At 68.1% G+C, this 23061-nt stretch carries 16 protein-coding genes, 3 rRNA genes and 1 pseudogene; 7 read left to right on the forward strand and 13 right to left on the reverse strand.

Annotation, left to right across the window (positions count from 1 at the left end; genetic code table 11):
- Window positions 1-9 precede the first annotated feature (9 nt).
- A pseudogene (locus Q3Y56_RS06630) lies at window positions 10-1418 on the forward strand (DUF1015 family protein).
- 93 nt (window positions 1419-1511) lie between these two features.
- On the opposite strand, the gene Q3Y56_RS06635 reads toward Q3Y56_RS06630, so the two are convergent.
- From Q3Y56_RS06635 to Q3Y56_RS06660, 6 genes are all read right to left on the reverse strand, one after another.
- Window positions 1512-2399, reverse strand: coding sequence for a tetratricopeptide repeat protein (locus Q3Y56_RS06635; RefSeq protein WP_304465497.1), 888 nt, complete (start codon window positions 2397-2399; stop codon window positions 1512-1514).
- A 100-nt stretch (window positions 2400-2499) separates the two neighbouring features.
- A complete protein-coding gene (locus tag Q3Y56_RS06640; protein WP_304461020.1) occupies window positions 2500-3093 on the reverse strand; it encodes a hypothetical protein in 594 nt (197 codons plus the stop codon).
- A 491-nt stretch (window positions 3094-3584) separates the two neighbouring features.
- Window positions 3585-3701: ribosomal RNA gene (gene rrf / locus Q3Y56_RS06645) — 5S ribosomal RNA — on the reverse strand.
- A 107-nt stretch (window positions 3702-3808) separates the two neighbouring features.
- Window positions 3809-6931 (reverse strand): 23S ribosomal RNA (locus tag Q3Y56_RS06650).
- 285 nt (window positions 6932-7216) lie between these two features.
- A 16S ribosomal RNA gene (locus tag Q3Y56_RS06655) occupies window positions 7217-8745 on the reverse strand.
- Together the 16S, 23S and 5S rRNA genes form the textbook arrangement of a ribosomal RNA operon.
- 562 nt (window positions 8746-9307) lie before the next feature.
- Complete coding sequence (locus tag Q3Y56_RS06660; protein WP_304461021.1) at window positions 9308-9994, reverse strand: DNA-3-methyladenine glycosylase; 687 nt, start codon at window positions 9992-9994, stop codon at window positions 9308-9310.
- Window positions 9995-10192: 198 nt separating this feature from the next.
- On the opposite strand from Q3Y56_RS06660, the gene Q3Y56_RS06665 reads away from it, so the two are divergent.
- The 3 genes from Q3Y56_RS06665 to Q3Y56_RS06675 all read left to right on the forward strand — a co-directional run bounded on the left by Q3Y56_RS06665 (window position 10193) and on the right by Q3Y56_RS06675 (window position 12394).
- Window positions 10193-10975, forward strand: coding sequence for a sporulation protein (locus Q3Y56_RS06665; RefSeq protein ID WP_304461022.1), 783 nt, complete (start codon window positions 10193-10195; stop codon window positions 10973-10975).
- 234 nt (window positions 10976-11209) lie between these two features.
- On the forward strand, window positions 11210-11749 hold the full coding sequence (locus tag Q3Y56_RS06670; protein ID WP_304461023.1) for a YbhB/YbcL family Raf kinase inhibitor-like protein: 540 nt from the start codon (window positions 11210-11212) through the stop codon (window positions 11747-11749).
- Window positions 11750-11887: 138 nt separating this feature from the next.
- Complete coding sequence (locus Q3Y56_RS06675) at window positions 11888-12394, forward strand: HNH endonuclease (RefSeq protein WP_304461024.1); 507 nt, start codon at window positions 11888-11890, stop codon at window positions 12392-12394.
- Between the two features lie 91 nt (window positions 12395-12485).
- On the opposite strand, the gene Q3Y56_RS06680 is transcribed toward Q3Y56_RS06675, so the two are convergent.
- From Q3Y56_RS06680 to Q3Y56_RS06690, 3 genes are all read right to left on the reverse strand, one after another.
- Complete coding sequence (locus tag Q3Y56_RS06680; RefSeq protein ID WP_304461025.1) at window positions 12486-13421, reverse strand: SPFH domain-containing protein; 936 nt, start codon at window positions 13419-13421, stop codon at window positions 12486-12488.
- Between the two features lie 127 nt (window positions 13422-13548).
- Window positions 13549-13971 (reverse strand): NfeD family protein, encoded by a 423-nt coding sequence (locus Q3Y56_RS06685; protein ID WP_304461026.1) that lies wholly within the window; start codon window positions 13969-13971, stop codon window positions 13549-13551.
- A gap of 77 nt (window positions 13972-14048) precedes the next feature.
- Complete coding sequence (locus tag Q3Y56_RS06690) at window positions 14049-14843, reverse strand: ABC transporter ATP-binding protein (RefSeq protein WP_304461027.1); 795 nt, start codon at window positions 14841-14843, stop codon at window positions 14049-14051.
- A 109-nt stretch (window positions 14844-14952) separates the two neighbouring features.
- Here Q3Y56_RS06690 and Q3Y56_RS06695 point away from each other — a divergent pair, with 109 nt between their 5' ends.
- Window positions 14953-15756, forward strand: a complete 804-nt coding sequence (locus Q3Y56_RS06695; protein ID WP_304461028.1) for a hypothetical protein — start codon at window positions 14953-14955, stop codon at window positions 15754-15756.
- Between the two features lie 216 nt (window positions 15757-15972).
- Here the strand turns inward: Q3Y56_RS06695 and Q3Y56_RS33370 are convergent, their stop codons facing one another.
- The 3 genes from Q3Y56_RS33370 to Q3Y56_RS06710 form a co-directional block, all read right to left on the reverse strand.
- Window positions 15973-16182 carry a chaplin gene (locus Q3Y56_RS33370; protein WP_369696848.1) on the reverse strand — a complete coding sequence of 70 codons (210 nt, stop codon included), beginning with the start codon at window positions 16180-16182 and terminating at the stop codon, window positions 15973-15975.
- A gap of 213 nt (window positions 16183-16395) precedes the next feature.
- Window positions 16396-17085 carry a response regulator transcription factor gene (locus tag Q3Y56_RS06705; RefSeq protein WP_304465499.1) on the reverse strand — a complete coding sequence of 230 codons (690 nt, stop codon included), beginning with the start codon at window positions 17083-17085 and terminating at the stop codon, window positions 16396-16398.
- Window positions 17086-17146: 61 nt separating this feature from the next.
- Window positions 17147-18307 (reverse strand): GAF domain-containing sensor histidine kinase, encoded by a 1161-nt coding sequence (locus Q3Y56_RS06710; protein WP_304461029.1) that lies wholly within the window; start codon window positions 18305-18307, stop codon window positions 17147-17149.
- Window positions 18308-18483: 176 nt separating this feature from the next.
- Between Q3Y56_RS06710 and Q3Y56_RS06715 the strand changes: the two genes are divergently transcribed.
- Complete coding sequence (locus tag Q3Y56_RS06715) at window positions 18484-19185, forward strand: nitroreductase family protein (protein ID WP_304461030.1); 702 nt, start codon at window positions 18484-18486, stop codon at window positions 19183-19185.
- 345 nt (window positions 19186-19530) lie between these two features.
- Window positions 19531-20262 (forward strand): transglycosylase SLT domain-containing protein, encoded by a 732-nt coding sequence (locus Q3Y56_RS06720; protein ID WP_304461031.1) that lies wholly within the window; start codon window positions 19531-19533, stop codon window positions 20260-20262.
- Window positions 20263-20335: 73 nt separating this feature from the next.
- Here Q3Y56_RS06720 and Q3Y56_RS06725 read toward each other — a convergent pair whose 3' ends face one another.
- Window positions 20336-23002 (reverse strand): FHA domain-containing protein, encoded by a 2667-nt coding sequence (locus Q3Y56_RS06725; RefSeq protein WP_304461032.1) that lies wholly within the window; start codon window positions 23000-23002, stop codon window positions 20336-20338.
- Window positions 23003-23061: the final 59 nt, after the last annotated feature.

Consider the following 23061-nt stretch of genomic DNA (forward strand, 5'->3'; position numbering starts at 1 on the left):
CATGCCCCAATGAGCACTCCAGGGCACGTCGGGAAAGGTCTACAGCTCCTTCCCTTCCGGGGTCTGCGGTACGTCCCGGAGCGGGTCGGCAGTCTCGCCGCCGTCACCTCCCCGCCGTACGACGTCGTCGTACGGCCCGACGGACTGCGCGAACTGGAGACCGCCGACCCTCACAACATCGTCCGGCTCATCCTGCCCCAGGCCGACACCCCGGCCGACCGGCACCGGCAGGCCGCAGAGACCCTGCGCCGCTGGCAGGACGAGGGCGTCCTCGCACCCGACCCGGACCCCGCGCTGTACGTGTACGAGCAGCGAAGAGGCGACATCCTGCAGCGCGGGCTGATCGGCGCCCTGCTGCTGAGCCCCAGAGAGGAGGGCGTCGTCCTCCCCCATGAGGACGTCATGCCGCACGTCGTCGAGGACCGGGCCGCTCTGATGCGCGCCACCGGCGCCAACCTCGACCCTCTGCTGCTCGCCTATCGGGGCAACGGAAACGGCAACGGCGGCAGCAACGCGACCGGCGAGGGGACCGCGGCTCACGACGGCAACCGGGCCGAGTCCATCCCCGGCTCCCCGCCCGCGCACGGCGCGGCCCGGGTCATCGAGGCCACGGCCACCCGCCCCCGCTGCTGTCCACCACCACGGAGGACGGTTTCGAGCACCGGCTGTGGCGCGTGACCGACCCCGCCGAGCAAACCGAGATCACCACCGATCTCTCCCACCGGCAGGCCCTCATCGCCGACGGCCACCACCGCTGGGCGACCTACCTGCGGCTGCGCGCGGAACGCCAGGACCCGGGCCCGTGGGACTACGGCCTGGTGCTGCTGGTCGACACCGCCCGCTACCCCTTGCGGGTACGCGCGATCCACCGGCTCCTGCACCAACTGCCGATCGGCACCGCGCTCGCGGCGCTCGGGGACGCGTTCCGCGTACGGAAGGTGGAGGGCCCACTGCCCCGCGCGCTGGCCGCACTCGACGAGGCCGCGCGGGAGGCCGCGTCCGAGCACCCGGCCGACGGCCCCGGCTCCGCCCCCTCGCCCTCGAACGCGTTCCTGCTGGCCGGGGAGGGCGGCTTCCACCTCCTCGACCGCCCGGACCCGGCGCTGCTGGCCCGCACGATTCCGGCCGAACGGCCGGAGGCCTGGCGCACGCTGGACGCCACGGTCCTGCACTCCGTGCTCCTGGACCACCTGTGGAAGGTCCCCGACGCCCCGGAGCACATCGGCTACATCCACGACGCGGCGGCGGCCGTGGCGCAGACGGAGCGGCACGGCGGTACGGCGGTGCTGATGCGCCCGGTGTCCGAGGACGTCGTCCACGAACTGGCGCGGCAGGGTGTCGCCATGCCGCACAAGTCGACGTCGTTCGGGCCGAAGCCCGCCACGGGCCTGGTGCTGCGCAGCATGACCCTGAAGTGACGCGCATGAGTGAGGGCGGAACCCCGGCCGGGGTTCCGCCCTCACTCATGCCGTGCGTGCCGTGCGGCGGCTACGGCCGCCGCACGTCAGCGGTCAGCTGTCGGCGCCGCCGTCCGCGCGCTGCCCGTCCTGCTCATCCCGCTCGTCACGGTCGTCCTGCTCATCCTGCTCGTCACGGTCGTCGTGCTCGTCGCGGGCGTCACGGTCATCGCGCTCGTCACGGTCATCGTGCTCATCACGGTCCGAGGCAGCCGGGGCCTCGCCCTCGATGCCGTCGTCCGCGGCCGCGCTTTCGTCCTCGGGCATCAGCGCGTCGACGAACTCCACACCGTCCAGCTCCGCGAGCCGGTCCGAAGCGTCCGTCGTCCCGCCCTGGTCCGCCTCGAGAGCCTTCGCGAACCACTCGCGCGCCTCGTCCTCGCGGCCGACGGCGAGCAGCGCGTCCGCGTACGCGTACCGCAGCCGCGCGGTCCACGGCTGGACCGAGCTCGACGCCAGCTCGGAGCTCTGCAGGGTCACGACCGCGGCGTCGGCCTGCCCCATGTCCCGCCGGGCACCGGCGACGACCAGCCGCATCTCGACCTGGCCGGCCCGGTCCAGCTTCTGCACCTCCGGCTCGCCCGCCATGGCCAGGGCACGCTCAGGGCGGCCCATGCCACGCTCGCAGTCCGCCATCACGGGCCACAGCTCCACGGAACCCGTCATGCGGCGCGCGGCGCGGAACTCCGCGAGCGCCTCCGCGTACTTGCCCACGGCGTACGAGGCGAATCCGGCGGCCTCACGGACGGCAGCGACCCGGGAGGCGAGCCGCAGCGCGACGCGCGAGTAGCCGTACGCCTGCTCGGGGTCCTCGTCCAGCAGCTTGGCGACCATGACGAGGTTGCGGGCGACATCCTCGGCGAGGGTCTTCGGCAGGCTCATCAGCTCCTGCCGGACATCCTTGTCGATCTCCTGGCCGGTCACGTCCTCGGGAATCGGCAGCCGCTTGACGGGCTCCCGGTCCCGGTCGCGGTCATCGCGGCGCCCGTACCCACCAGGACGGTCGGTACGCCCGTCACGCCGCCCGTACCCGCCGGACCGCTCACGGTCGTCCCGGCCGCGTCCCTGCCCGTACGGACGGCGCGGCCCGCGGTCGTCCCGCCCCGGAAGCCGCCGTCACGGTCATCGCGGCGGGGCCCACGCGGCCGCTCGTCACGCCGGTCATCGCGCCGATCGTCTCGGCGGTCGTCACGGCGGTCGTCACGATGGAACGACGGCCGGTCATCACGGCGGTCATCACGGCGGAACGAGGGCCGATCGTCACGGCGATCGTCGCGACGGAAGGACGGCCGGTCATCGCGGCGATCGTCGCGACGCTCATCACGACGGTCGTCACGACGGAACGACGGCCGGTCATCGCGACGGCCATAGCCACCGCCAGGGCGGAAGCCACGGTCGTCATCGCGACGGGGACCACGCGGCCGGTCGTCGCGCCGCTCGTCACGGCGCTCATCGCGACGGTCATCACGACGGAAACCACCACGGTCGTCGTCACGACGCGGACCGCGATCACGGTCATCGCGGCGGAAACGCGAACGGTCGTCCCGGTCGCGGTCCTGCCGGAAACCGCCATCGCGGTCGTCGCGACGCGGACCACGCGGTCGGTCGTCACGCCGGTCATCGCGCCGATCTTCACGGCGGAACGAGGGCCGATCATCACGGCGGTCGTCACGGCGGTCGTCGCGACGGAAGGAGGGCCGGTCATCGCGGCGCTCGTCGCGCCGGTCGTCACGACGGTCGTCACGGCGGAACGACGGCCGGTCGTCACGGCGGTAGGAAGGCCGGTCGTCACGCCGGTCGTCGCGGCGGTCGTCGCGGCGGAACGAGGGCCCGTCATCACGACGGCCGTAGCCGCCGGATCGTCCACCGCGCTCGTCATCACGGCGAGGGCCACGCGGACGGTCATCGGGGCGACGACCCGAGCTTCGGAAATCACGCCGGTCGCCGCCGTCACGGCGCCGGGGCTCGCGCTCCGGCCTGTCGTCAGGGGAGTTGGGGGACATCGACGTGACTCCTGTCATGAGGTACCGCAGTCATTCTCGCACCTGGCTTACCGGCGCGCTTCAGCAAAACAAAAAAGACCCTTGGTCCCAGCATGCACGCTGGGACCAAGGGTCCTGAAAGATTGTTCGGCGGCGTCCTACTCTCCCACAGGGTCCCCCCTGCAGTACCATCGGCGCTGAAAGGCTTAGCTTCCGGGTTCGGAATGTAACCGGGCGTTTCCCTAACGCAATAACCACCGAAACCCTATCGGGTTCGAGCGAACAAGCACACTCTTCAATTGAAGTACTACTGGTTCGACCGGTGCGACAGTTCGCAACCCGGGAACCACACAGTGGACGCGAGCAACTGAGGACAAGCCCTCGGCCTATTAGTACCAGTCAACTCCACCGGTTACCCGGCTTCCATATCTGGCCTATCAACCCAGTCGTCTACTGGGAGCCTTACCCTCTCAAGGAGGTGGGAATACTCATCTCGAAGCAGGCTTCCCGCTTAGATGCTTTCAGCGGTTATCCCTCCCGAACGTAGCCAACCAGCCATGCCCTTGGCAGAACAACTGGCACACCAGAGGTTCGTCCGTCCCGGTCCTCTCGTACTAGGGACAGCCCTTCTCAATATTCCTACGCGCACAGCGGATAGGGACCGAACTGTCTCACGACGTTCTAAACCCAGCTCGCGTACCGCTTTAATGGGCGAACAGCCCAACCCTTGGGACCGACTCCAGCCCCAGGATGCGACGAGCCGACATCGAGGTGCCAAACCATCCCGTCGATATGGACTCTTGGGGAAGATCAGCCTGTTATCCCCGGGGTACCTTTTATCCGTTGAGCGACGGCGCTTCCACAAGCCACCGCCGGATCACTAGTCCCGACTTTCGTCCCTGCTCGACCCGTCGGTCTCACAGTCAAGCTCCCTTGTGCACTTACACTCAACACCTGATTGCCAACCAGGCTGAGGGAACCTTTGGGCGCCTCCGTTACCCTTTAGGAGGCAACCGCCCCAGTTAAACTACCCACCAGACACTGTCCCTGATCCGGATCACGGACCCAGGTTAGACATCCAGCACGACCAGAGTGGTATTTCAACGACGACTCCACACACACTGGCGTGCATGCTTCACAGTCTCCCACCTATCCTACACAAGCCGAACCGAACACCAATATCAAGCTATAGTAAAGGTCCCGGGGTCTTTCCGTCCTGCTGCGCGAAACGAGCATCTTTACTCGTAATGCAATTTCACCGGGCCTATGGTTGAGACAGTCGAGAAGTCGTTACGCCATTCGTGCAGGTCGGAACTTACCCGACAAGGAATTTCGCTACCTTAGGATGGTTATAGTTACCACCGCCGTTTACTGGCGCTTAAGTTCTCAGCTTCGCCCCACCGAAATGGAGCTAACCGGTCCCCTTAACGTTCCAGCACCGGGCAGGCGTCAGTCCGTATACATCGCCTTACGGCTTCGCACGGACCTGTGTTTTTAGTAAACAGTCGCTTCTCGCTGGTCTCTGCGGCCACCCCCAGCTCAGAGTGCAAGACTCATCACCGGAAATGGCCCCCCTTCTCCCGAAGTTACGGGGGCATTTTGCCGAGTTCCTTAACCATAGTTCACCCGAACGCCTCGGTATTCTCTACCTGACCACCTGAGTCGGTTTAGGGTACGGGCCGCCATGAAACTCGCTAGAGGCTTTTCTCGACAGCATAGGATCATCCACTTCACCACAATCGGCTCGGCATCAGGTCTCACCCTGTATGAGAGACGGATTTGCCTATCTCTCGGGCTACACCCTTACCCCGGGACAACCACCGCCCGGGCTGGACTACCTTCCTGCGTCACCCCATCACTCACCTACTACAAGTCTGGTCCGTCGGCTCCACCACTCCCCATCACTCCGAAGAGATCAAAGGCGGCTTCACGGACTTAGCATCGCCTGATTCGATGTTTGGCGCTTCAAAGCGGGTACCGGAATATCAACCGGTTGTCCATCGACTACGCCTGTCGGCCTCGCCTTAGGTCCCGACTTACCCTGGGCAGATCAGCTTGACCCAGGAACCCTTAGTCAATCGGCGCAAACGTTTCTCACGTTTGTATCGCTACTCATGCCTGCATTCTCACTCGTGAACCGTCCACAACTACCTTCCGGCGCTGCTTCACCCGGCACACGACGCTCCCCTACCCATCACAGTCCCCGTTGGGGGTACATACTGCAATGACACGACTTCGGCGGTACGCTTGAGCCCCGCTACATTGTCGGCGCGGAATCACTTGACCAGTGAGCTATTACGCACTCTTTCAAGGGTGGCTGCTTCTAAGCCAACCTCCTGGTTGTCTCTGCGACTCCACATCCTTTCCCACTTAGCGTACGCTTAGGGCCTTAGTCGATGCTCTGGGCTGTTTCCCTCTCGACCATGGAGCTTATCCCCCACAGTCTCACTGCCGCGCTCTCACTTACCGGCATTCGGAGTTTGGCTAAGGTCAGTAACCCGGTAGGGCCCATCGCCTATCCAGTGCTCTACCTCCGGCAAGAAACACACGACGCTGCACCTAAATGCATTTCGGGGAGAACCAGCTATCACGGAGTTTGATTGGCCTTTCACCCCTAACCACAGGTCATCCCCCAGGTTTTCAACCCTGGTGGGTTCGGTCCTCCACGAAGTCTTACCTCCGCTTCAACCTGCCCATGGCTAGATCACTCCGCTTCGGGTCTTGAGCGCGCTACTAAACCGCCCTATTCGGACTCGCTTTCGCTACGGCTTCCCCACACGGGTTAACCTCGCAACACACCGCAAACTCGCAGGCTCATTCTTCAAAAGGCACGCAGTCACGACATACGAGCAAGCTCGCATGCGACGCTCCCACGGCTTGTAGGCACACGGTTTCAGGTACTATTTCACTCCGCTCCCGCGGTACTTTTCACCATTCCCTCACGGTACTATCCGCTATCGGTCACCAGGGAATATTTAGGCTTAGCGGGTGGTCCCGCCAGATTCACACGGGATTTCTCGGGCCCCGTGCTACTTGGGTGATTCTCAAACGAGCCGTACAGATTTCAGCTACGGGGGTCTTACCCTCTACGCCGGGCCTTTCGCATGCCCTTCGCCTATCCATACGGTTTCTGACTCGCCGACCGGCCGGCAGACCGATCAAGAGAACTCCCACGACCCCGCATGCGCAACCCCTGCCGGGTATCACACACATACGGTTTAGCCTCATCCAGTTTCGCTCGCCACTACTCCCGGAATCACGGTTGTTTTCTCTTCCTGCGGGTACTGAGATGTTTCACTTCCCCGCGTTCCCTCCACACTGCCTATGTGTTCAGCAGCGGGTGACAGCCCATGACGACTGCCGGGTTTCCCCATTCGGACACCCCCGGATCAAAGCTCGGTTGACAGCTCCCCGGGGCCTATCGCGGCCTCCCACGTCCTTCATCGGTTCCTGGTGCCAAGGCATCCACCGTGCGCCCTTAAAAACTTGGCCACAGATGCTCGCGTCCACTGTGCAGTTCTCAAGCAACGACCCGTCCCCCGTCACCCCCACACATCACATGCGGAGTTCACCGAGGCCGGCATCGCAAAGGGACGAGCAACGCTCGCACCCTCAGACACCCAACAGCGTGCCCGACACCCCCAGCCGACCAGACTCACGTTCCACGCCGAAGCAGTACTAGTGACCCGATCAAACCGAGTGTGCCGAGTAGTCAACGTTCCACCCATGAGCTAACCGTGCGAGACATTCGCTCGCAGTCGGCCATGTGCTCCTTAGAAAGGAGGTGATCCAGCCGCACCTTCCGGTACGGCTACCTTGTTACGACTTCGTCCCAATCGCCAGTCCCACCTTCGACGACTCCCTCCCACAAGGGGTTGGGCCACCGGCTTCGGGTGTTACCGACTTTCGTGACGTGACGGGCGGTGTGTACAAGGCCCGGGAACGTATTCACCGCAGCAATGCTGATCTGCGATTACTAGCGACTCCGACTTCATGGGGTCGAGTTGCAGACCCCAATCCGAACTGAGACCGGCTTTTTGAGATTCGCTCCACCTCACGGTATCGCAGCTCATTGTACCGGCCATTGTAGCACGTGTGCAGCCCAAGACATAAGGGGCATGATGACTTGACGTCGTCCCCACCTTCCTCCGAGTTGACCCCGGCAGTCTCCTGTGAGTCCCCATCACCCCGAAAGGCATGCTGGCAACACAGAACAAGGGTTGCGCTCGTTGCGGGACTTAACCCAACATCTCACGACACGAGCTGACGACAGCCATGCACCACCTGTACACCGACCACAAGGGGGCGACCATCTCTGGCCGTTTCCGGTGTATGTCAAGCCTTGGTAAGGTTCTTCGCGTTGCGTCGAATTAAGCCACATGCTCCGCCGCTTGTGCGGGCCCCCGTCAATTCCTTTGAGTTTTAGCCTTGCGGCCGTACTCCCCAGGCGGGGAACTTAATGCGTTAGCTGCGGCACGGACAACGTGGAATGTCGCCCACACCTAGTTCCCAACGTTTACGGCGTGGACTACCAGGGTATCTAATCCTGTTCGCTCCCCACGCTTTCGCTCCTCAGCGTCAGTATCGGCCCAGAGATCCGCCTTCGCCACCGGTGTTCCTCCTGATATCTGCGCATTTCACCGCTACACCAGGAATTCCGATCTCCCCTACCGAACTCTAGCCTGCCCGTATCGAATGCAGACCCGGGGTTAAGCCCCGGGCTTTCACATCCGACGCAACAAGCCGCCTACGAGCTCTTTACGCCCAATAATTCCGGACAACGCTCGCGCCCTACGTATTACCGCGGCTGCTGGCACGTAGTTAGCCGGCGCTTCTTCTGCAGGTACCGTCACTCTCGCTTCTTCCCTGCTGAAAGAGGTTTACAACCCGAAGGCCGTCATCCCTCACGCGGCGTCGCTGCATCAGGCTTTCGCCCATTGTGCAATATTCCCCACTGCTGCCTCCCGTAGGAGTCTGGGCCGTGTCTCAGTCCCAGTGTGGCCGGTCGCCCTCTCAGGCCGGCTACCCGTCGTCGCCTTGGTAGGCCATCACCCCACCAACAAGCTGATAGGCCGCGGGCTCATCCTGCACCGCCGGAGCTTTCCACCACCATGAGATGCCTCAAGTGGTCGTATCCGGTATTAGACCCCGTTTCCAGGGCTTGTCCCAGAGTGCAGGGCAGATTGCCCACGTGTTACTCACCCGTTCGCCACTAATCCCCCACCGAAGCGGGTTCATCGTTCGACTTGCATGTGTTAAGCACGCCGCCAGCGTTCGTCCTGAGCCAGGATCAAACTCTCCGTGAATGTTTTCCCGTAATCGGGATGCACACTCGCGTTGAGCGGAACCATCGGGAGGAATAATCCCGACGGTTCACAGCGTCCTCGCTGTGTTTTGTTTCTTCAAAGGAACCTCGTCCCAGACCATCAGGCCCGGAGACGGGGTATCAACATATCTGGCGTTGACTTTTGGCACGCTGTTGAGTTCTCAAGGAACGGACGCTTCCTTCGGCTTCCCTCTCGGGCTTCCTCCGGGCGCTTCCCTTCGGTCTTGCGTTTCCAACCTTACCAGATCCGATTTCCAGTCCGTTTCCGTTCTGGCCCGTTTCCGGATTCCCCTGTTGGAGCGGGGTCTTTCGCGCCTTCCGGCGTGTCCACTACTTTAGCGGATTTCTCTCCGGGCTCCCAATCGAGCCTTCCGGGTCAGAATTCCGGCACGTCAAAAAGACGCAGCGGAAGAAGACCCCGGTGAGGGATTTCGCAGGTAGTGGGTTGCCACCTGGGGCTGTGGAGAAGTGGGCCGGAAGGCACCACGTCATCCGCCCGTCTCAAGCGGCTCGGGATACGTTAGGGCTCTCGTCGGCCCGAGTCAAGTTCGGCCTGACGTCGTGTCGGGCCGTCGTGTCGGGCCGCGGCGGCGCGGGGTGTGGGCCCGGTACGGGCTGACCGTGCGGTCACCCGCGATCCAGAAGCGCCAGGGGTGGTTCGCGCCGTCTCCCCCGACGCCGGTGCGCGGGCCGCGCAGCACCTCCGAAGGTCGCACGGGGTCGCCCGCGAGGAGCCGCATCGGGGCCTCGCGCCCGGCACCCCGTCCGCCGCAGACATCGGTGCCGTTCAGCAGCCGGTCCACTTCCAGGGCCGTGGCCAGGCGCGCCGGGCCCTTGGCCAGCTCGTGGTCGCCTCGGGCGGTGGCGCGGCGCGTCCGGGCCAGTTCCGCGCCGCGGACGATCTCTCCCGCCCGCAGGAGCACCCCGCTGGCGAAGCCCTCCGGGCCGCAGACCAGGTTCAGGCAGTGCCACATGCCGTAGGTGAAGTAGACGTATGCGTGACCGGGCGGCCCGAACATCACGGCGTTGCGCTCAGTGCGGCCGCGGTAGGCGTGCGAGCCGGGGTCGGCCTCGCCCGCGTACGCCTCCACCTCTGTCAGGCGCACCTCGATGGGGCCGTGCAGGGTTCTGCGTACCAGGACACGCCCGAGCAGATCGGGGGCGACCTCCAGTACGGGGCGGTCGAAGAAACTCCGGTCGAGCGGCGTACGGTCGGATGCCACGGTCACGGGATTCGAGCGTAGTGCAACAGATCTCCGGCGGTTCCGCACAGCTGTGGTGTGGGGTTGGTGCGGGGACCGGTCGGCTGGAAGGGTAGCTGGAAGGGTAGGACGGAACCGGCCGCCGCCGTTCCGCGTTTCTACCGGTCAACGGTTCCCGTGCGGACCGGCAGATCAATCAGTGGTCATGTCCTGGAGAGGAAGAACATGGGCTTCAAGAAGCTGCTCGCGAGTCTGGGTGCCGGTGGCGCCTCGGTCGAGACGGTGCTGACCGAGGAGAACGTCGTACCGGGCGGTGTCGTGCAGGGTGAGGTCCGCATCCAGGGCGGTTCCGTCGCACAGCAGATCGAGGGGGTGTCCGTCGGTCTGCAGGCGCGGGTCGAGGTCGAGGGCAACGACCAGGAATACAAGCAGGACGTCGAGTTCACCCGGCAGCAGCTCGGCGGCGCCTTCGAGGTGCAGGCGGGTGCGGTGCACGCCGTGCCGTTCGCGCTGGAGATCCCCTGGGAGACCCCGATCACGACGTTCCTGGGCCGGCACCTGACCGGGATGAACGTGGGCGTGACGACGGAGCTGGCGATCGCCCGCGCCGTGGACTCCGGTGACCTGGACCCGATCAACGTGCACCCGATTCCGGCGCAGCAGGCCATCCTGGACGCCTTCGGCTCGCTGGGCTTCCGGTTCAAGAGCGCGGACCTGGAGCGCGGGCACATCCGCGGCACCCGGCAGCGGCTGCCGTTCTACCAGGAGATCGAGTTCTACGCGCCGGAGCAGTACCGCGGGCTGAACCAGGTCGAGCTGACGTTCATCGCGGACGACCGCGAGATGGACGTGGTGCTGGAGATGGACAAGAAGCCGGGGCTGTTCACCGAGGGCAGCGACTCGTACCGGGCGTTCACCGTCAGCCTGTCCTCGTTCCAGAGCACCGACTGGGCCGCGTACCTGAACCAGTGGCTGGCCGAGGTCGGCGGCAAGCGCAACTGGCTCTGATCGGCGGCCGGTTCCGACCGGCGGCCCTGGACGGAGGGCGTGCGGGACCCGTGGTCCGGCACGCCCTTTGTCATGCCTGGCCCTTGGCTGACACGCCGTCACGGTGTGGGAGGGCCGTGTCCCGGCCGGGGCGGGGCGCCGGTGTGGCCGTGCGCGCATCGTCCCGGACCGGGCGGCCGTCGCTGGCTAGGCTTGCGGCGCATGCGTCTCGTACGAGCAGCAGGAGGTTTCGACGTGTCACAGCAGAGCCGGCGTCCGCTCCCCCATGACTTCCATCCCCCGGTGCCGTCCTTCTCGGTGCGGAGCGAGGATGTGGAGGACGAGGGCACGCTGAATGCCGCCCAGGTGTACGCGAAGGGGAACACGTCCCCGCATCTGCGGTGGGAGGGTTTCCCGGAGGCGACGAAGAGCTTCGCCGTCACGTGCTTCGATCCGGACGCGCCGACGGGCAGCGGCTTCTGGCACTGGGTGCTGTTCGACATCCCGGCGTCGGTGTCCGAACTGCCGGCCGGGGCGGGTAGTGAGGGGTTCAAGGGGCTGCCGGCGGGCGCCGTCCACGTCCGGAACGACTACGGGACGCGGGACTTCGGCGGTGCCGCGCCGCCGCCCGGGGACGGGTCGCACCGCTACGTGTTCACCGTCTACGCCGTGGACACCGAGAAGCTGGGCCCGGACGCGGACGCTTCGCCCGCGGTCGTCGGTTTCCATCTGCGCTTCCACACGCTGGCCAGGGCGAACGTGATCGCCGAGTACGAGACGCCGGCCGGGGCGTGAGACCGGCGGCGCGGACGGGCCCACGGGGCCGTCCGCGCCGCTAAATTGCGTTGTCGCCGCACCTGCACCACGCCAGAGTTGATCCCGGCCCGCCCGTTCGGAGCGGGCCGGTGCGCCGGTGTGCGGGAGGTGGTCCGGGTGCGCGAGACGCTGGTCCTCAATGCGAGTTTCGAGCCGCTGTCGACGGTGACGCTGCGGCGTGCGGTGGTGCTGGTCCTCCAGGACAAGGCCGTCGTCGAGCAGGCGCATCCCCGGCTCCGGGTGCGGGCGTCGGCGGTCGATGTGCCGCTGCCGCGGGTGATCCGGCTGTGCCGGTACGTACGGGTCCCGTTCCGAAGACAGGCGCCGTGGTCACGGCGCGGTGTGCTGGTCCGGGACCGGCACCGGTGCGCGTACTGCGGGGGCAGGGCGACGACGGTGGACCACGTGGTGCCCCGGTCGCACGGGGGCGGGGACACCTGGTTGAACACGGTCGCGTCCTGCGCGGAGGACAACCACCGCAAGGCGGACCGGACCCCGGAGCAGGCGGGGATGCGGCTGCTCAACGCCCCGTTCGAGCCGTCCCCTTCGGACGCGCTGCTGCTCGCGCTGGGCCCGTCGGCCGCCCGTGACCTGCCGGACTGGCTGACTCCGCGCGCCGCCTGAGGCGCGCCCACCGCCCGACATGAGATGAGCTGCCGCTCGCGCCGTGGGCGCGGGCGGCAGCTCGTGGTGCCGATGGTGGTGGTGTGCCGGGTCAGTCGATCTTGGGCTGCTCGCGGCGCGGTGCGGCTTCCTTGGGGGAACCGGAGCCGCCGCCCATGGGGCCGAAGTTGCCGATGGCACCGCCGAGTCCCTTGAGCGCGTCGCCGATCTCGCTGGGGACGATCCAGAGCTTGTTGGCGTCGCCTTCCGCGATCTTCGGCAGCATCTGGAGGTACTGGTACGACAGCAGCTTCTGGTCCGGGTCTCCGGCGTGGATGGACTCGAAGACGGTGCGGATCGCCTGGGCCTCGCCCTCGGCGCGCAGCGCGGCGGCCTTGGCCTCGCCCTCGGCGCGCAGGATCGCGGACTGCTTCTCGCCCTCGGCGCGCAGGATCTCGGACTGACGGACGCCCTCGGCCTGGAGGATCGCGGCGCGCTTGTCCCGGTCGGCGCGCATCTGCTTCTCCATCGAGTCCTGGATGGAGGTCGGCGGCTCGATGGCCTTGAGCTCGACGCGGTTGACGCGGATGCCCCACTTGCCCGTGGCCTCGTCCAGGACACCGCGCAGGGCGGCGTTGATCTCCTCACGGGAGGTGAGGGTCCGCTCCAGGTCCATGCCGCCGATGATGTTGCGCAGCGTGGTGACGGTGAGCTGCTCGATGGCCTGGATGAAGCTGGCGACCTCGTAGGTCGCGGCGCGGGCGTCGGTGACCTGGTAGTAGATGACGGTGTCGATGTTGACGACGAGGTTGTCCTGGGTGATCACCGGCTGGGGCGGGAACGGCACGACCTGTTCACGCAGGTCGACGCGGTTGCGGACCGAGTCGATGAACGGCACGACGATGTTGAGGCCCGCGTTGAGGGTGCGGGTGTAGCGCCCGAAGCGCTCCACGATGGCCGCGCTGGCCTGCGGGATGACCTGGATCGTCTTGATGAGTGCGATGAAGACGAGCACCACCAGGATGATCAGGACGATGATGATTCCCACAGCGGCTCCCCGTGCCCTTCGTGCTTGTGTCGGTCAGGACTGTCGGTGTCGTCGGAACGATGATGTTGAAGTCTTTCAGATAACCGGTGTCCGGCGCAGCCTGACGGGGTGACATGACCTGACGGGGTCACATGACCACGGCCGTGGCGCCGTCGATGTCGACGACGTCGACCTGCTGTCCGGGTTCGTAGGCCTGGTCGGTGTCGAGGGCGCGGGCCGACCAGACCTCGCCCGCGAGTTTGATCCGGCCGCTGGCGCCGTCGACCCGTTCCAGGACGACCGCCTGGCGGCCCTTCAGCGCTTCGACGCCGCTGACGAGTTCGGGGGGCCGGCGGCGGCTGCGGTTGGCCATCGGGCGTACGGCGGCGATGAGCGCGACCGACACGGCGGCGAAGACCACCGTCTGCAGCACGAGTCCGCCGCCGAGCGCGTCGGTGAGGGCGGCGGCGACGGAGCCGACCGCGACCATCCCGAATTCGGGCATCGCGGTCAGCACGAGCGGAATCCCCAGTCCTCCAGCGGCGATCAGCCACCACACCCATGCGTCCACATGGTCATGGTAGTTCGCGCCGTGTACGGGGGAACAGGGCGCGGGCCGACCGGACCGCCGGGGGCCGGGGCGGCGGGTTACTTGGTGAGCGGCAGTCCCTGGGCGGTCCAGCGGTCGCCGTTGCGCGCGACGACCAGCGGCAGCCCGAAGCACAGGGAGAGGTTGCGCGAGGTCAGCTCGGTCTCGACCGGGCCGGCGGCGAGCACCTTGCCCTGCCGGATCATGAGGACGTGGGTGAAGCCGGGGGCGATCTCCTCGACGTGGTGGGTGACCATGATCATGGAGGGGGCGTACGGGTCGCGGGCGAGCCGGCCCAGCCGCCGTACGAGGTCCTCGCGGCCGCCGAGGTCGAGGCCGGCGGCGGGCTCGTCCAGGAGCAGCAGCTCCGGGTCGGTCATCATGGCGCGGGCGATCAGGGTGCGCTTGCGCTCGCCCTCGGAGAGGGTGCCGAACTTGCGGTCCAGGTAGTCGGTCATGCCGAGCCGGTCGAGGAAGGCGCGGGCGCGCTCCTCGTCGACGGCTTCGTAGTCCTCGTGCCAGTGCGCGGTCATGCCGTAGGCGGCGGTGAGCACGGTCTGCAGCACGGTCTGGCTGCGCGGCAGCTTGTCGGCCATGGCAATGCCCGCCATGCCGATGCGCGGGCGCAGCTCGAACACGTCGACTCCGCCGAGCTTCTCCCCGAGGATCTGCGCGGTGCCGCTGGTCGGGAAGAGATAGCTGGACGCGACGTTGAGGAGGGTGGTCTTGCCGGCGCCGTTGGGGCCGAGGATCACCCAGCGCTCCCCTTCGGCGACCGACCAGGAGACCTGGTCCACCAGAGCCCGGCCTTCGCGGACCACGGATACGTCCACCAGCTCCAGAACATCGCTCATGAGCGCGTTGTCTCCCATTGCAGTCTCGAATGTCGCTTGCGCCGGTAGGCGCAGTCCCCAGGGAAAACCTACGCCACGTGGTGTCGGTGCCAGTCCCTAGGCTGGGGGCATGCTCGACGAACCTCGCTCAGGACGCCTCGCCGCGTGGGGAAATGCCCTTCTTGCCGGACTTGTCTCGCCCGATGAGGCCGCTCTTCGGATCACGGGCGGTGATGCGACGCACCGCGTCGCCGATCTGCCCGGGGAGTCGGCGCCGGTCGGTCTGACGCTGGCCCTCGGCCGGCTGAGGGTGCTGGGCGCCACGGGACTGCGGGTGGCGCTGCCGGCGCCGGGCCACCCGCTGGGGCTGAGCGGTCCGCCGGAGTTCAACGCGCGGGCGCTGGAGGCGGGTGAGGCGGTGCTCGCGTCGGGTGTGTCGCTGGGACTGGTGCCGGAGGTCTTCGAGGCCGGGCCGGCGGGCGACACGCATGTGGAGGTGGCGTGGCGCTGTCTGCCGGTGCGCGAGGCGCCGCCCGCCGATGTGCCCTCGCTGGGTGAGGCCGAGCGCGAGTTGGCGGAGGCGCTGCGGGAGGCGACCGACGTGCTCTCCCGGCTGAACGTGGCCGGGGCGGGCCCGGTCGCGCAGGCGGCGCTCGAGGCGTACCGGGCGCGGGCCGAGCGCGGGCGCGAGGTGCTGGCGCCGGGCTATCCGACGCGGGCGATCCGGGTGCTGGAGCTGGCCCAGCGGGTCGGCGCGCTGATCGGCATCGCGCAGGGGGCCGGCGGCCGGGAGCACGGTGCGGCGGTGAGCGCGTCGGAGATCGCGGCGCGCGCGGAGGTGCTGCGACCGGTGGAGCGGACCGCGCGCCGGGCGCAGGTGGCGGCGTACAACGCGTATGTGGAGGAGCGGGAGCGCCGCCGCGACCAGGGCTGAGGCGGGAGCGCCGCAGCGACCAGGGCTGAGGCGGAAGGGCCGCCGCGACCAGGGCTGAGGCGGAAGCGCCGCAGCGGGGACAACCGAGGGCCGCCGGAACGCGGCGAGGGCTGAGGGCCGCCCGACATGGCCATGGTCGAGGCCGCCGGACGCGGCGAGGCCCCGCGGTCGAGAGACGCGCGGGGCCTGCCGTCGATGGTGCGGTGCCGGGTGCGGTCAGCAGTTGCCGGGCACGTCGAAGCCGAGGAGCTCGGCCGCGTCCACGTTGTTGCCGCAGACGTTCACCGGGCCGCTGATCGGCACCTGGATCTCGTTGCCCGAGGCGACGCCGGGGGAGCCGGTGGCCCCGCCCTGCGCCAGGGCGCCCGGTCCGGCCGGGACGCCCGGGGCACCCGGGGCGGCGGCGGCGACGCCGGCACCGGCGATGGCGAGGCCCCCGCCGCGATGGCAACGGCCGCGAGCTTCTTGATGTTCTTCACTTGGTCAAACCCTTCTAGCGTGATGCCCGGCAATTGCCGTGCACGCCATGGAGAACGGGCCAGGACCAGCGAGGTTGCGCTGATCGGGTGACATACACCCGACGGTATGAATCTCTGCTCGGCACATGACGTGATGGATCGCCCGCGACCGATCGGCGCGTCAGGCCCCGATGCCGTGCCGTACCGCCCACAGTGCCGCCTGGGTGCGGTCCGCGAGGTCGAGCTTCATCAGGATGTTCGACACGTGGGTCTTGACGGTCTTCTCGGAGAGCACCAGCGCGCGGGCGATCTCCCGGTTGGAGCGCCCGTCCGCGATCAGCCCGAGCACCTCGCGCTCCCGCTCGGTGAGCGTGCCGCCGCGGCCTCCGCCGCCGCCCGACTCCTCCTGGGACAGCAGCGCTCCGGCGACCTCGGGCTGGAGCAGCACGTGCCCGGCGTGTACGGACCGGATGGCGCCGGCCAGCGCGTCGGGGTCCACGTCCTTGTAGACGTAGCCGGCGGCGCCGGCGCGCAGCGCGGGGATGACGGTGCGCTGCTCGGTGAAGCTGGTCACGACGAGCACCCGGGCCGGGTTGTCCGCCTCGCGCAGCCTGCGCAGCGCCTCGATGCCGTCGGTGCCGGGCATCTTCACGTCCATGAGGATCACGTCGGGCCGCAGTTCCTGGGCGCGGGTGACGCCCTCGTCGCCGTCGGCCGCCTCGCCGACGACCTCTATGTCGTCCTGGACCTCCAGGAAGGTGCGCAGTCCGCGCCGTACCACCTGGTGGTCGTCGACCAGCAGGACCCGGATCCTCCCGCCCGTCGCCCGCCATCGCCCTTCTGACGGGACTCCCCCGGACTCCTCCCCCAGCGCGGCCACTGGGCGGTGCCCCCGGGAGGACCCCCATCGCGTCGCCTCTTCTGCTGATGATTCAGCCACCGGGCACCTCCATCTCGATCAGCGTGCCCTTGCCGGGCGCCGAGTCCACCCTGAGCCTGCCGCCGACCCCGCCGGCGCGGTCCCGCATCGAGACCAGGCCCAGGTGCCGCCCCGCGCGCCGTACGGCGGTCGGGTCGAACCCGCCGCCGTCGTCGGCGACGCGCAGCAGGGCGCCACCGGCCTCCAGGCGGGTCAGGGTCACGTCGACGCGTTCGGCGCCGGAGTGCCGCAGCGCGTTGTGCAGGGCTTCCTGGGCCACGCGCAGCAGCGCCTCCTCCTGGGCGGCGGGCAGCGCCCGGACGCCGTGGGCGGCGAAGGTGACGCGGGCGGTGTGGGCGCGGTCGAGCACCTGGATCTGGGTGCGCAGGGTCGCGATGAGGCCGTCCTCGTCGAGCGCGGCGGGGCGCAGTTCGACGACGGCGGCCCGCAGCTCGTCGGCGGCCTCGGCGGCCAGCGCCGCGATCTGGTGGAGCTCGGTCCTGGCGCGGGCGGGGTCCCGGTCGACCAGGGCGGCGGCGGCCTGGGCGGTCAGGCGCAGGGAGAAGAGCTTCTGCGCCACGGCGTCGTGCAGTTCGTTGGCCAGCCGGGCCCGCTCCCCCGCGATGGTCAGTTCGCGGCTGCGCTCGTAGAGCCGGGCGTTGGTCAGCGCGATGGCGGCGTGCTGGGCGAGGATGCCCAGCAGGTCCTCGTCCTGGGAGGTGAAGCCGCAGCTGCCCTCGGGCTTGGGGCACCTCTTGTTGGCGAGGAAGAGCGCACCGAGTACGTCGTCGCCGTCGGCGACGGGCAGCCCGATGAAGTCGGACATGTCGGGGTGGGCGGCGGGCCAGCCCTCGAAGCGGGGGTCCTGGCGGACGTCGGCCAGTCGCTGCGGCGTGGCGTCCTTGAGCATCGCGGCGAGGATCCCGTGCTGGCGGGGCAGCGGGCCGATGGCCTTCCACTGCTCCTCGCTGACCCCGTCGACGACGAACTGGGCGAAGCCGCCGTGATCGTCGGGCACGCCCAGCGCCGCGTACTCGGCATCGAGCAGCTGGCGGGCCGACACGACGATCGTCTGGAGGACGTCGCGCACCTCGAGGTGCCGGTTCATGTCGAGCAGCGCGCTGCTCACGCTGGCCAGCCCCGCTCCGGGATCACCGCCCGGTACCGCATTCATAAGATCACCGTACCGGCGGACCGTCCGGCGGGTATCAGGCTCGCGGCGGCTCCCGCCTAGGCCCTGCGACCTAGGGCCCAGAGGCGAGTTCCGGGAAACCCCCTTCAGGTCCGGGAATCCCCTTGAGTTCCTGGAAACCCCTTCGGCGGGCCCGACGGCGGGCCACACTCCCCTATATGTCCATACCCATGAGGAGCTGGACGCCGACACACGGCGAGCCGTACCGCCCGGTCCCCTACCGGCCCGCCCGGACGCCGGCCGAGGAGTCGCTGGCGCGCGCCGCCGAGCTGCGGGAGCGGATGGCGGAGCGCAGGACGGTACGGAGGTTCTCGACCGATCCGGTGCCGGAGCAGGTGGTGCGGGACGCCATCGCCTGCGCGGCGACCGCGCCGTCCGGGGCGCATCAGCAGCCCTGGACGTTCGTCCTGGTCAAGGATCCCGAGGTACGGCGGCGGATCCGGGAGGCCGCCGAGGCGGAGGAGCACGTCTCCTACGGCGGGCGGCTCGGCGAGGAGTGGCTGGCGGCGCTGCGCCCGCTGGGCACGGACGAGGTCAAGCCGCATCTGACCGACGCCCCGCAACTGATCGTGGTCTTCCAGCAGCGCCACTGGCTCGGGCCGGACGGCGAGCGCCGCAAGCACTACTACGTGGACGAGTCGGTGGGGATCGCGGTGGGGATGCTGCTGTCCGCGCTGCACCTGTCGGGGCTGGCGGCCCTGGTGCACACGCCCAGCCCCATGCGGTTCCTGTCCGAGGTGCTGGACCGGCCGCCGAACGAGAAGGCGTTCGCGGTGATCCCCGTGGGCTATCCGGCCGACGACTGCGTCGTCCCCGACCTGGTCCGCAAGTCGCTGGACCAAGTGATCGTCGAATTCTGACGACTCGCCCCAGGGCGACCGGAACACCCGGATTCCCGTATTCGCTCAAGCACACAGAGCGAGAAGGAGGGGCTCCGGGTGTGACCCTACGCATAGGACGCACATCACTTACGAACCGGATTAGTGGACGTTTAAGGCGCGTATAAGCGGGGAGGAAGGCGCCCTGGACGCCTTCCGGGGGGCCTGGGTTCCACTAAGCGGCTTAGTACGTCACACCTTTGCCACGCGTTTTTGCCGCCGCTAACAATTGCCGAGTCGCACGGCGCCGTCATCGAGACGCGGCGCTTTTTTCGCGCCGACGCTCCGGCCGATGCGACTCAAGCGATTGGAAGAGGACTTCACCGCATGCGCGTCCCCAGCATCCCCGGTTATAGCCGTCTCACCAAGACCCACAAGCTTTCCGCCGCCGGTATCGCCGCCGCCAGCACCGCCGCCCTGGCCTTCGCTGTCGTGCCGGCCAGCGCCGACAACACGGACGCCAAGGCGCTCTCCGCCAAGCCTGTGGCCCTCGACCAGTCGACCTTCGGTGGCGAGATCCAGAAGAACAGCCTGACCCAGCAGTCCGCGCAGGCCGCCAAGCAGGCGAAGGCCGACGCGGAGGCGAAGAAGAAGGCCGCGGCCGCCGCCAAGGCCAAGGCCGAGCGCGACCGCGTCATCAAGGAGCAGATCGCCAAGAAGCGCGCCGCCGCGGAGGCCGCCAGCCGGTCCGCCGCGCGCAAGCCGGTCGTCAAGGCCGCCTCGGCCCCCAAGGTCTACGCCAACAACCTCGACGGCTGGATCCGCGAGGCCCTGGACGTCATGAAGGCCAAGGGCATACCGGGCACCTACTCCGGCATCCACCGCAACATCATGCGCGAGTCCACCGGCAACCCGCGGGCGATCAACAACTGGGACGTCAACGCCGCCAACGGCATCCCCTCGAAGGGCCTGCTGCAGGTCATCGACCCGACCTTCCGCGCCTACCACGTCGACGGCACGTCCTGGGACATCTACGACCCGGTCGCCAACATCACCGCGGCCTGCAACTACGCGGCCGACCGGTACGGCTCGATCGACAACGTCAACTCGGCGTACTGAGCCCCTCCGGCATACCGAAGGGCGGCACCCCCGCAACAGGGGTGCCGCCCTTCGGCGCGTCGTCAGGCCGACGTCACTTGCGCATGACCTCCGGCTCGTGGCGGCGCAGCAGCCGCGAGACCGCGAAGCCGCAGATGACGCCGATGGCGAGCAGGACGGCGAGGTCGGTGTACCACTGCGAGGCGACGTGCTCCCAGAGCGGGTCCGGGTTGTTCATGTTCTCCTTGTCCCACGGCGCCATCACGCCGCCGCCACCGGGACCGAGATCCAGCGTGGCGCCGGCCGCGGCCACCGCCCAGCGGGCGGGCATCAGCCAGCCGACCTGCTCCACACCCGGCGAGTCGTAGATCTGGAACATGATGCCGGTGAAGACGATCTGGACGATCGCGAACATGACCAGCAGCGGCATGGTCTTCTCGGAGGTCTTCACCAGGGACGAGATGACCAGGCCGACCATCATCGAGGTGAAGCCGATCGCCATGATCGCCACGCACAGCTCGGCGAACGGCGGGAGGATCAGGCCCTCCTCCGGCAGCTCGCGCTTGGGCAGGCCGATGGCGCAGATGATCACGCCCTGGAAGGCGGTGATCACGCCGAGCACGATGACCTTGGACATCAGATACGCGGAGCGGGACAGGCCGACGGCCCGTTCCCGTTCGTAGATCACCCGTTCCTTGATCAGCTCACGTACGGAGTTCGCCGCGCCGGACAGGCACATGCCGACCACGAGGATCATGATGACCGTGCCCGCCTGCGGATTGTGCTTGGGCGCCGGCGCGTGGACCAGGCCGTCCTTCGCCGGGATGACCGTACTGACGACACCGAGGACGGCGGGCAGGATCACCATCAGGGCCATGAAGCCCCGGTCGGACGCGATCACCGACAGATAGCGGCGGATCAGTGTCCACAGCTGGGAGCCCCAGCTCTGCGGCTTGGCCACCCGGGCGGGCGGCGGCTGGACGTGCACCTGCTGCGGGGCGACGGCGTCGAGGTCCGCGGCGTACAGCCGGTAGTGCTCCGAGCCGCGCCAGCGGCCCGCCCAGTCGTAGTCGCGGTAGTTCTCGAAGGCCGAGAAGACATCCGCCCACGTCTCGTAGCCGAAGAAGTTGAGCGCCTCCTCCGGCGGGCCGAAGTACGCGACCGAGCCGCCCGGCGCCATCACCAGCAGCTTGTCGCACAGCGCCAGCTCGGCCACGGAGTGGGTGACCACCAGCACGGTGCGGCCGTCGTCGGCCAGCCCGCGCAGCAGCTGCATGACGTCGCGGTCCATGCCCGGGTCGAGGCCGGAGGTCGGCTCGTCCAGGAAGATCAGCGACGGCTTGGTGAGCAGCTCCAGCGCGACGGAGACGCGCTTGCGCTGACCACCGGAGAGCGAGTGGACCTTCTTCTCGGCGTGGATGTCGAGCTTGAGCTCGCGCAGCACCTCGTTGATACGGGCCTCGCGCTCGGCCGCCGCGGTGTCGCCGGGGAAGCGGAGCTTGGCCGCGTACCGCAGGGCCTTCTTGACGCTCAGCTCCTTGTGCAGGATGTCGTCCTGCGGGACCAGGCCGATGCGCTGCCGCAGCTCGGCGAACTGCTTGTAGAGGTTCCGGTTGTCGTAGAGGACGTCGCCCTGGTTGGCCGGGCGGTAGCCGGTGAGCGCCTTGAGCAGCGTGGACTTGCCGGAGCCGGACGGGCCGATGACCGCGACCAGGGACTTCTCCGGGACGCCGAAGGAGACGTCCTTGAGGATCTGCTTGCCCCCGTCGACGGTCACCGTCAGGTGGCGGGCGGAGAAGGACACCTCACCGGTGTCGACGAACTCCTCCAGCCGGTCGCCGACCAGCCGGAAGGTCGAGTGACCGACGCCGACGATGTCGGCCGGGCCGATGACCTGCTGACGGACCGGCTGACCGTTGACGTACGTACCGTTGTGGCTGCCGAGGTCGACGATCTCGAAGCGGCCGTCGGGCAGCGTGCGGAACTCGGCGTGGTGCCGCGAGACCTGGAGGTCGGAGACGACCAGCTCGTTCTCCAGCGCACGGCCGATCCGCATCACCCGGCCGAGGGCCAGCTGGTGGAAGGTCGTCGGGCTGCGGTCGCCGTGGGCCGGCGGGGCCGCCGCGGCGCCGGCGCCGGGCGCCTTCTGGGCCGGGGTCTCCCGCGGGGCCTGCTGCGGTATGTACCCCTGCGGCTGCTGGTGGGCAGCGCCGTGCGGCGGCTGCTGCGGAGGAGCCTGCTGCGCGGCCTGCTGCCAGCCCTGCGCCGGGGGCTGCTGCTGGTACGGCTGCTGCGGGGCGGCCCCCCAGCCGGGACCGGGCTGCTGCTGCGGCTGCTGGACCGGAGCCTGCGGCTGCTGCTGGAAGTGCGGGGCCTGCTGCTGCCCTGGTACCGCGTGCGGGGCGTGGTTCGGTGCGCTGTTCGGGGCGTTGAAGGCACCCGAGCCGGCGGGGTCCGCGGCGGCGGACAGGCTCAGCCGGGGTCCGTCGGTCGCGTTGCCGAGGTGCACCACCGAGCCCGGGCCGAGCTCCAGCTGCTGGATCCGCTGCCCCTGGGTGTACGTGCCGTTGGTGCTGCCCTGGTCCTCGATGATCCAACTGCGCCCGCCCCAGCGCACGGTGGCGTGCCGCCAGGAGACCCTGGCGTCGTCCAGCACCATGTCACCCTGCGGGTCGCGACCAAGGCTGTATGACCTGGATGGATCAAGTGTCCAGGTCTGTCCGTTCAATTCCAGTACGAGTTCCGGCACTCCATGCCCCACTAGTTGTCCCCCGAGTTTCCCCCCTGACACCAGGGAGTCTAGGGATGGCGAACATCGTG

Source organism: Streptomyces sp. XD-27 (assembly GCF_030553055.1).
Taxonomy (GTDB): Bacteria; Actinomycetota; Actinomycetes; order Streptomycetales; family Streptomycetaceae; genus Streptomyces.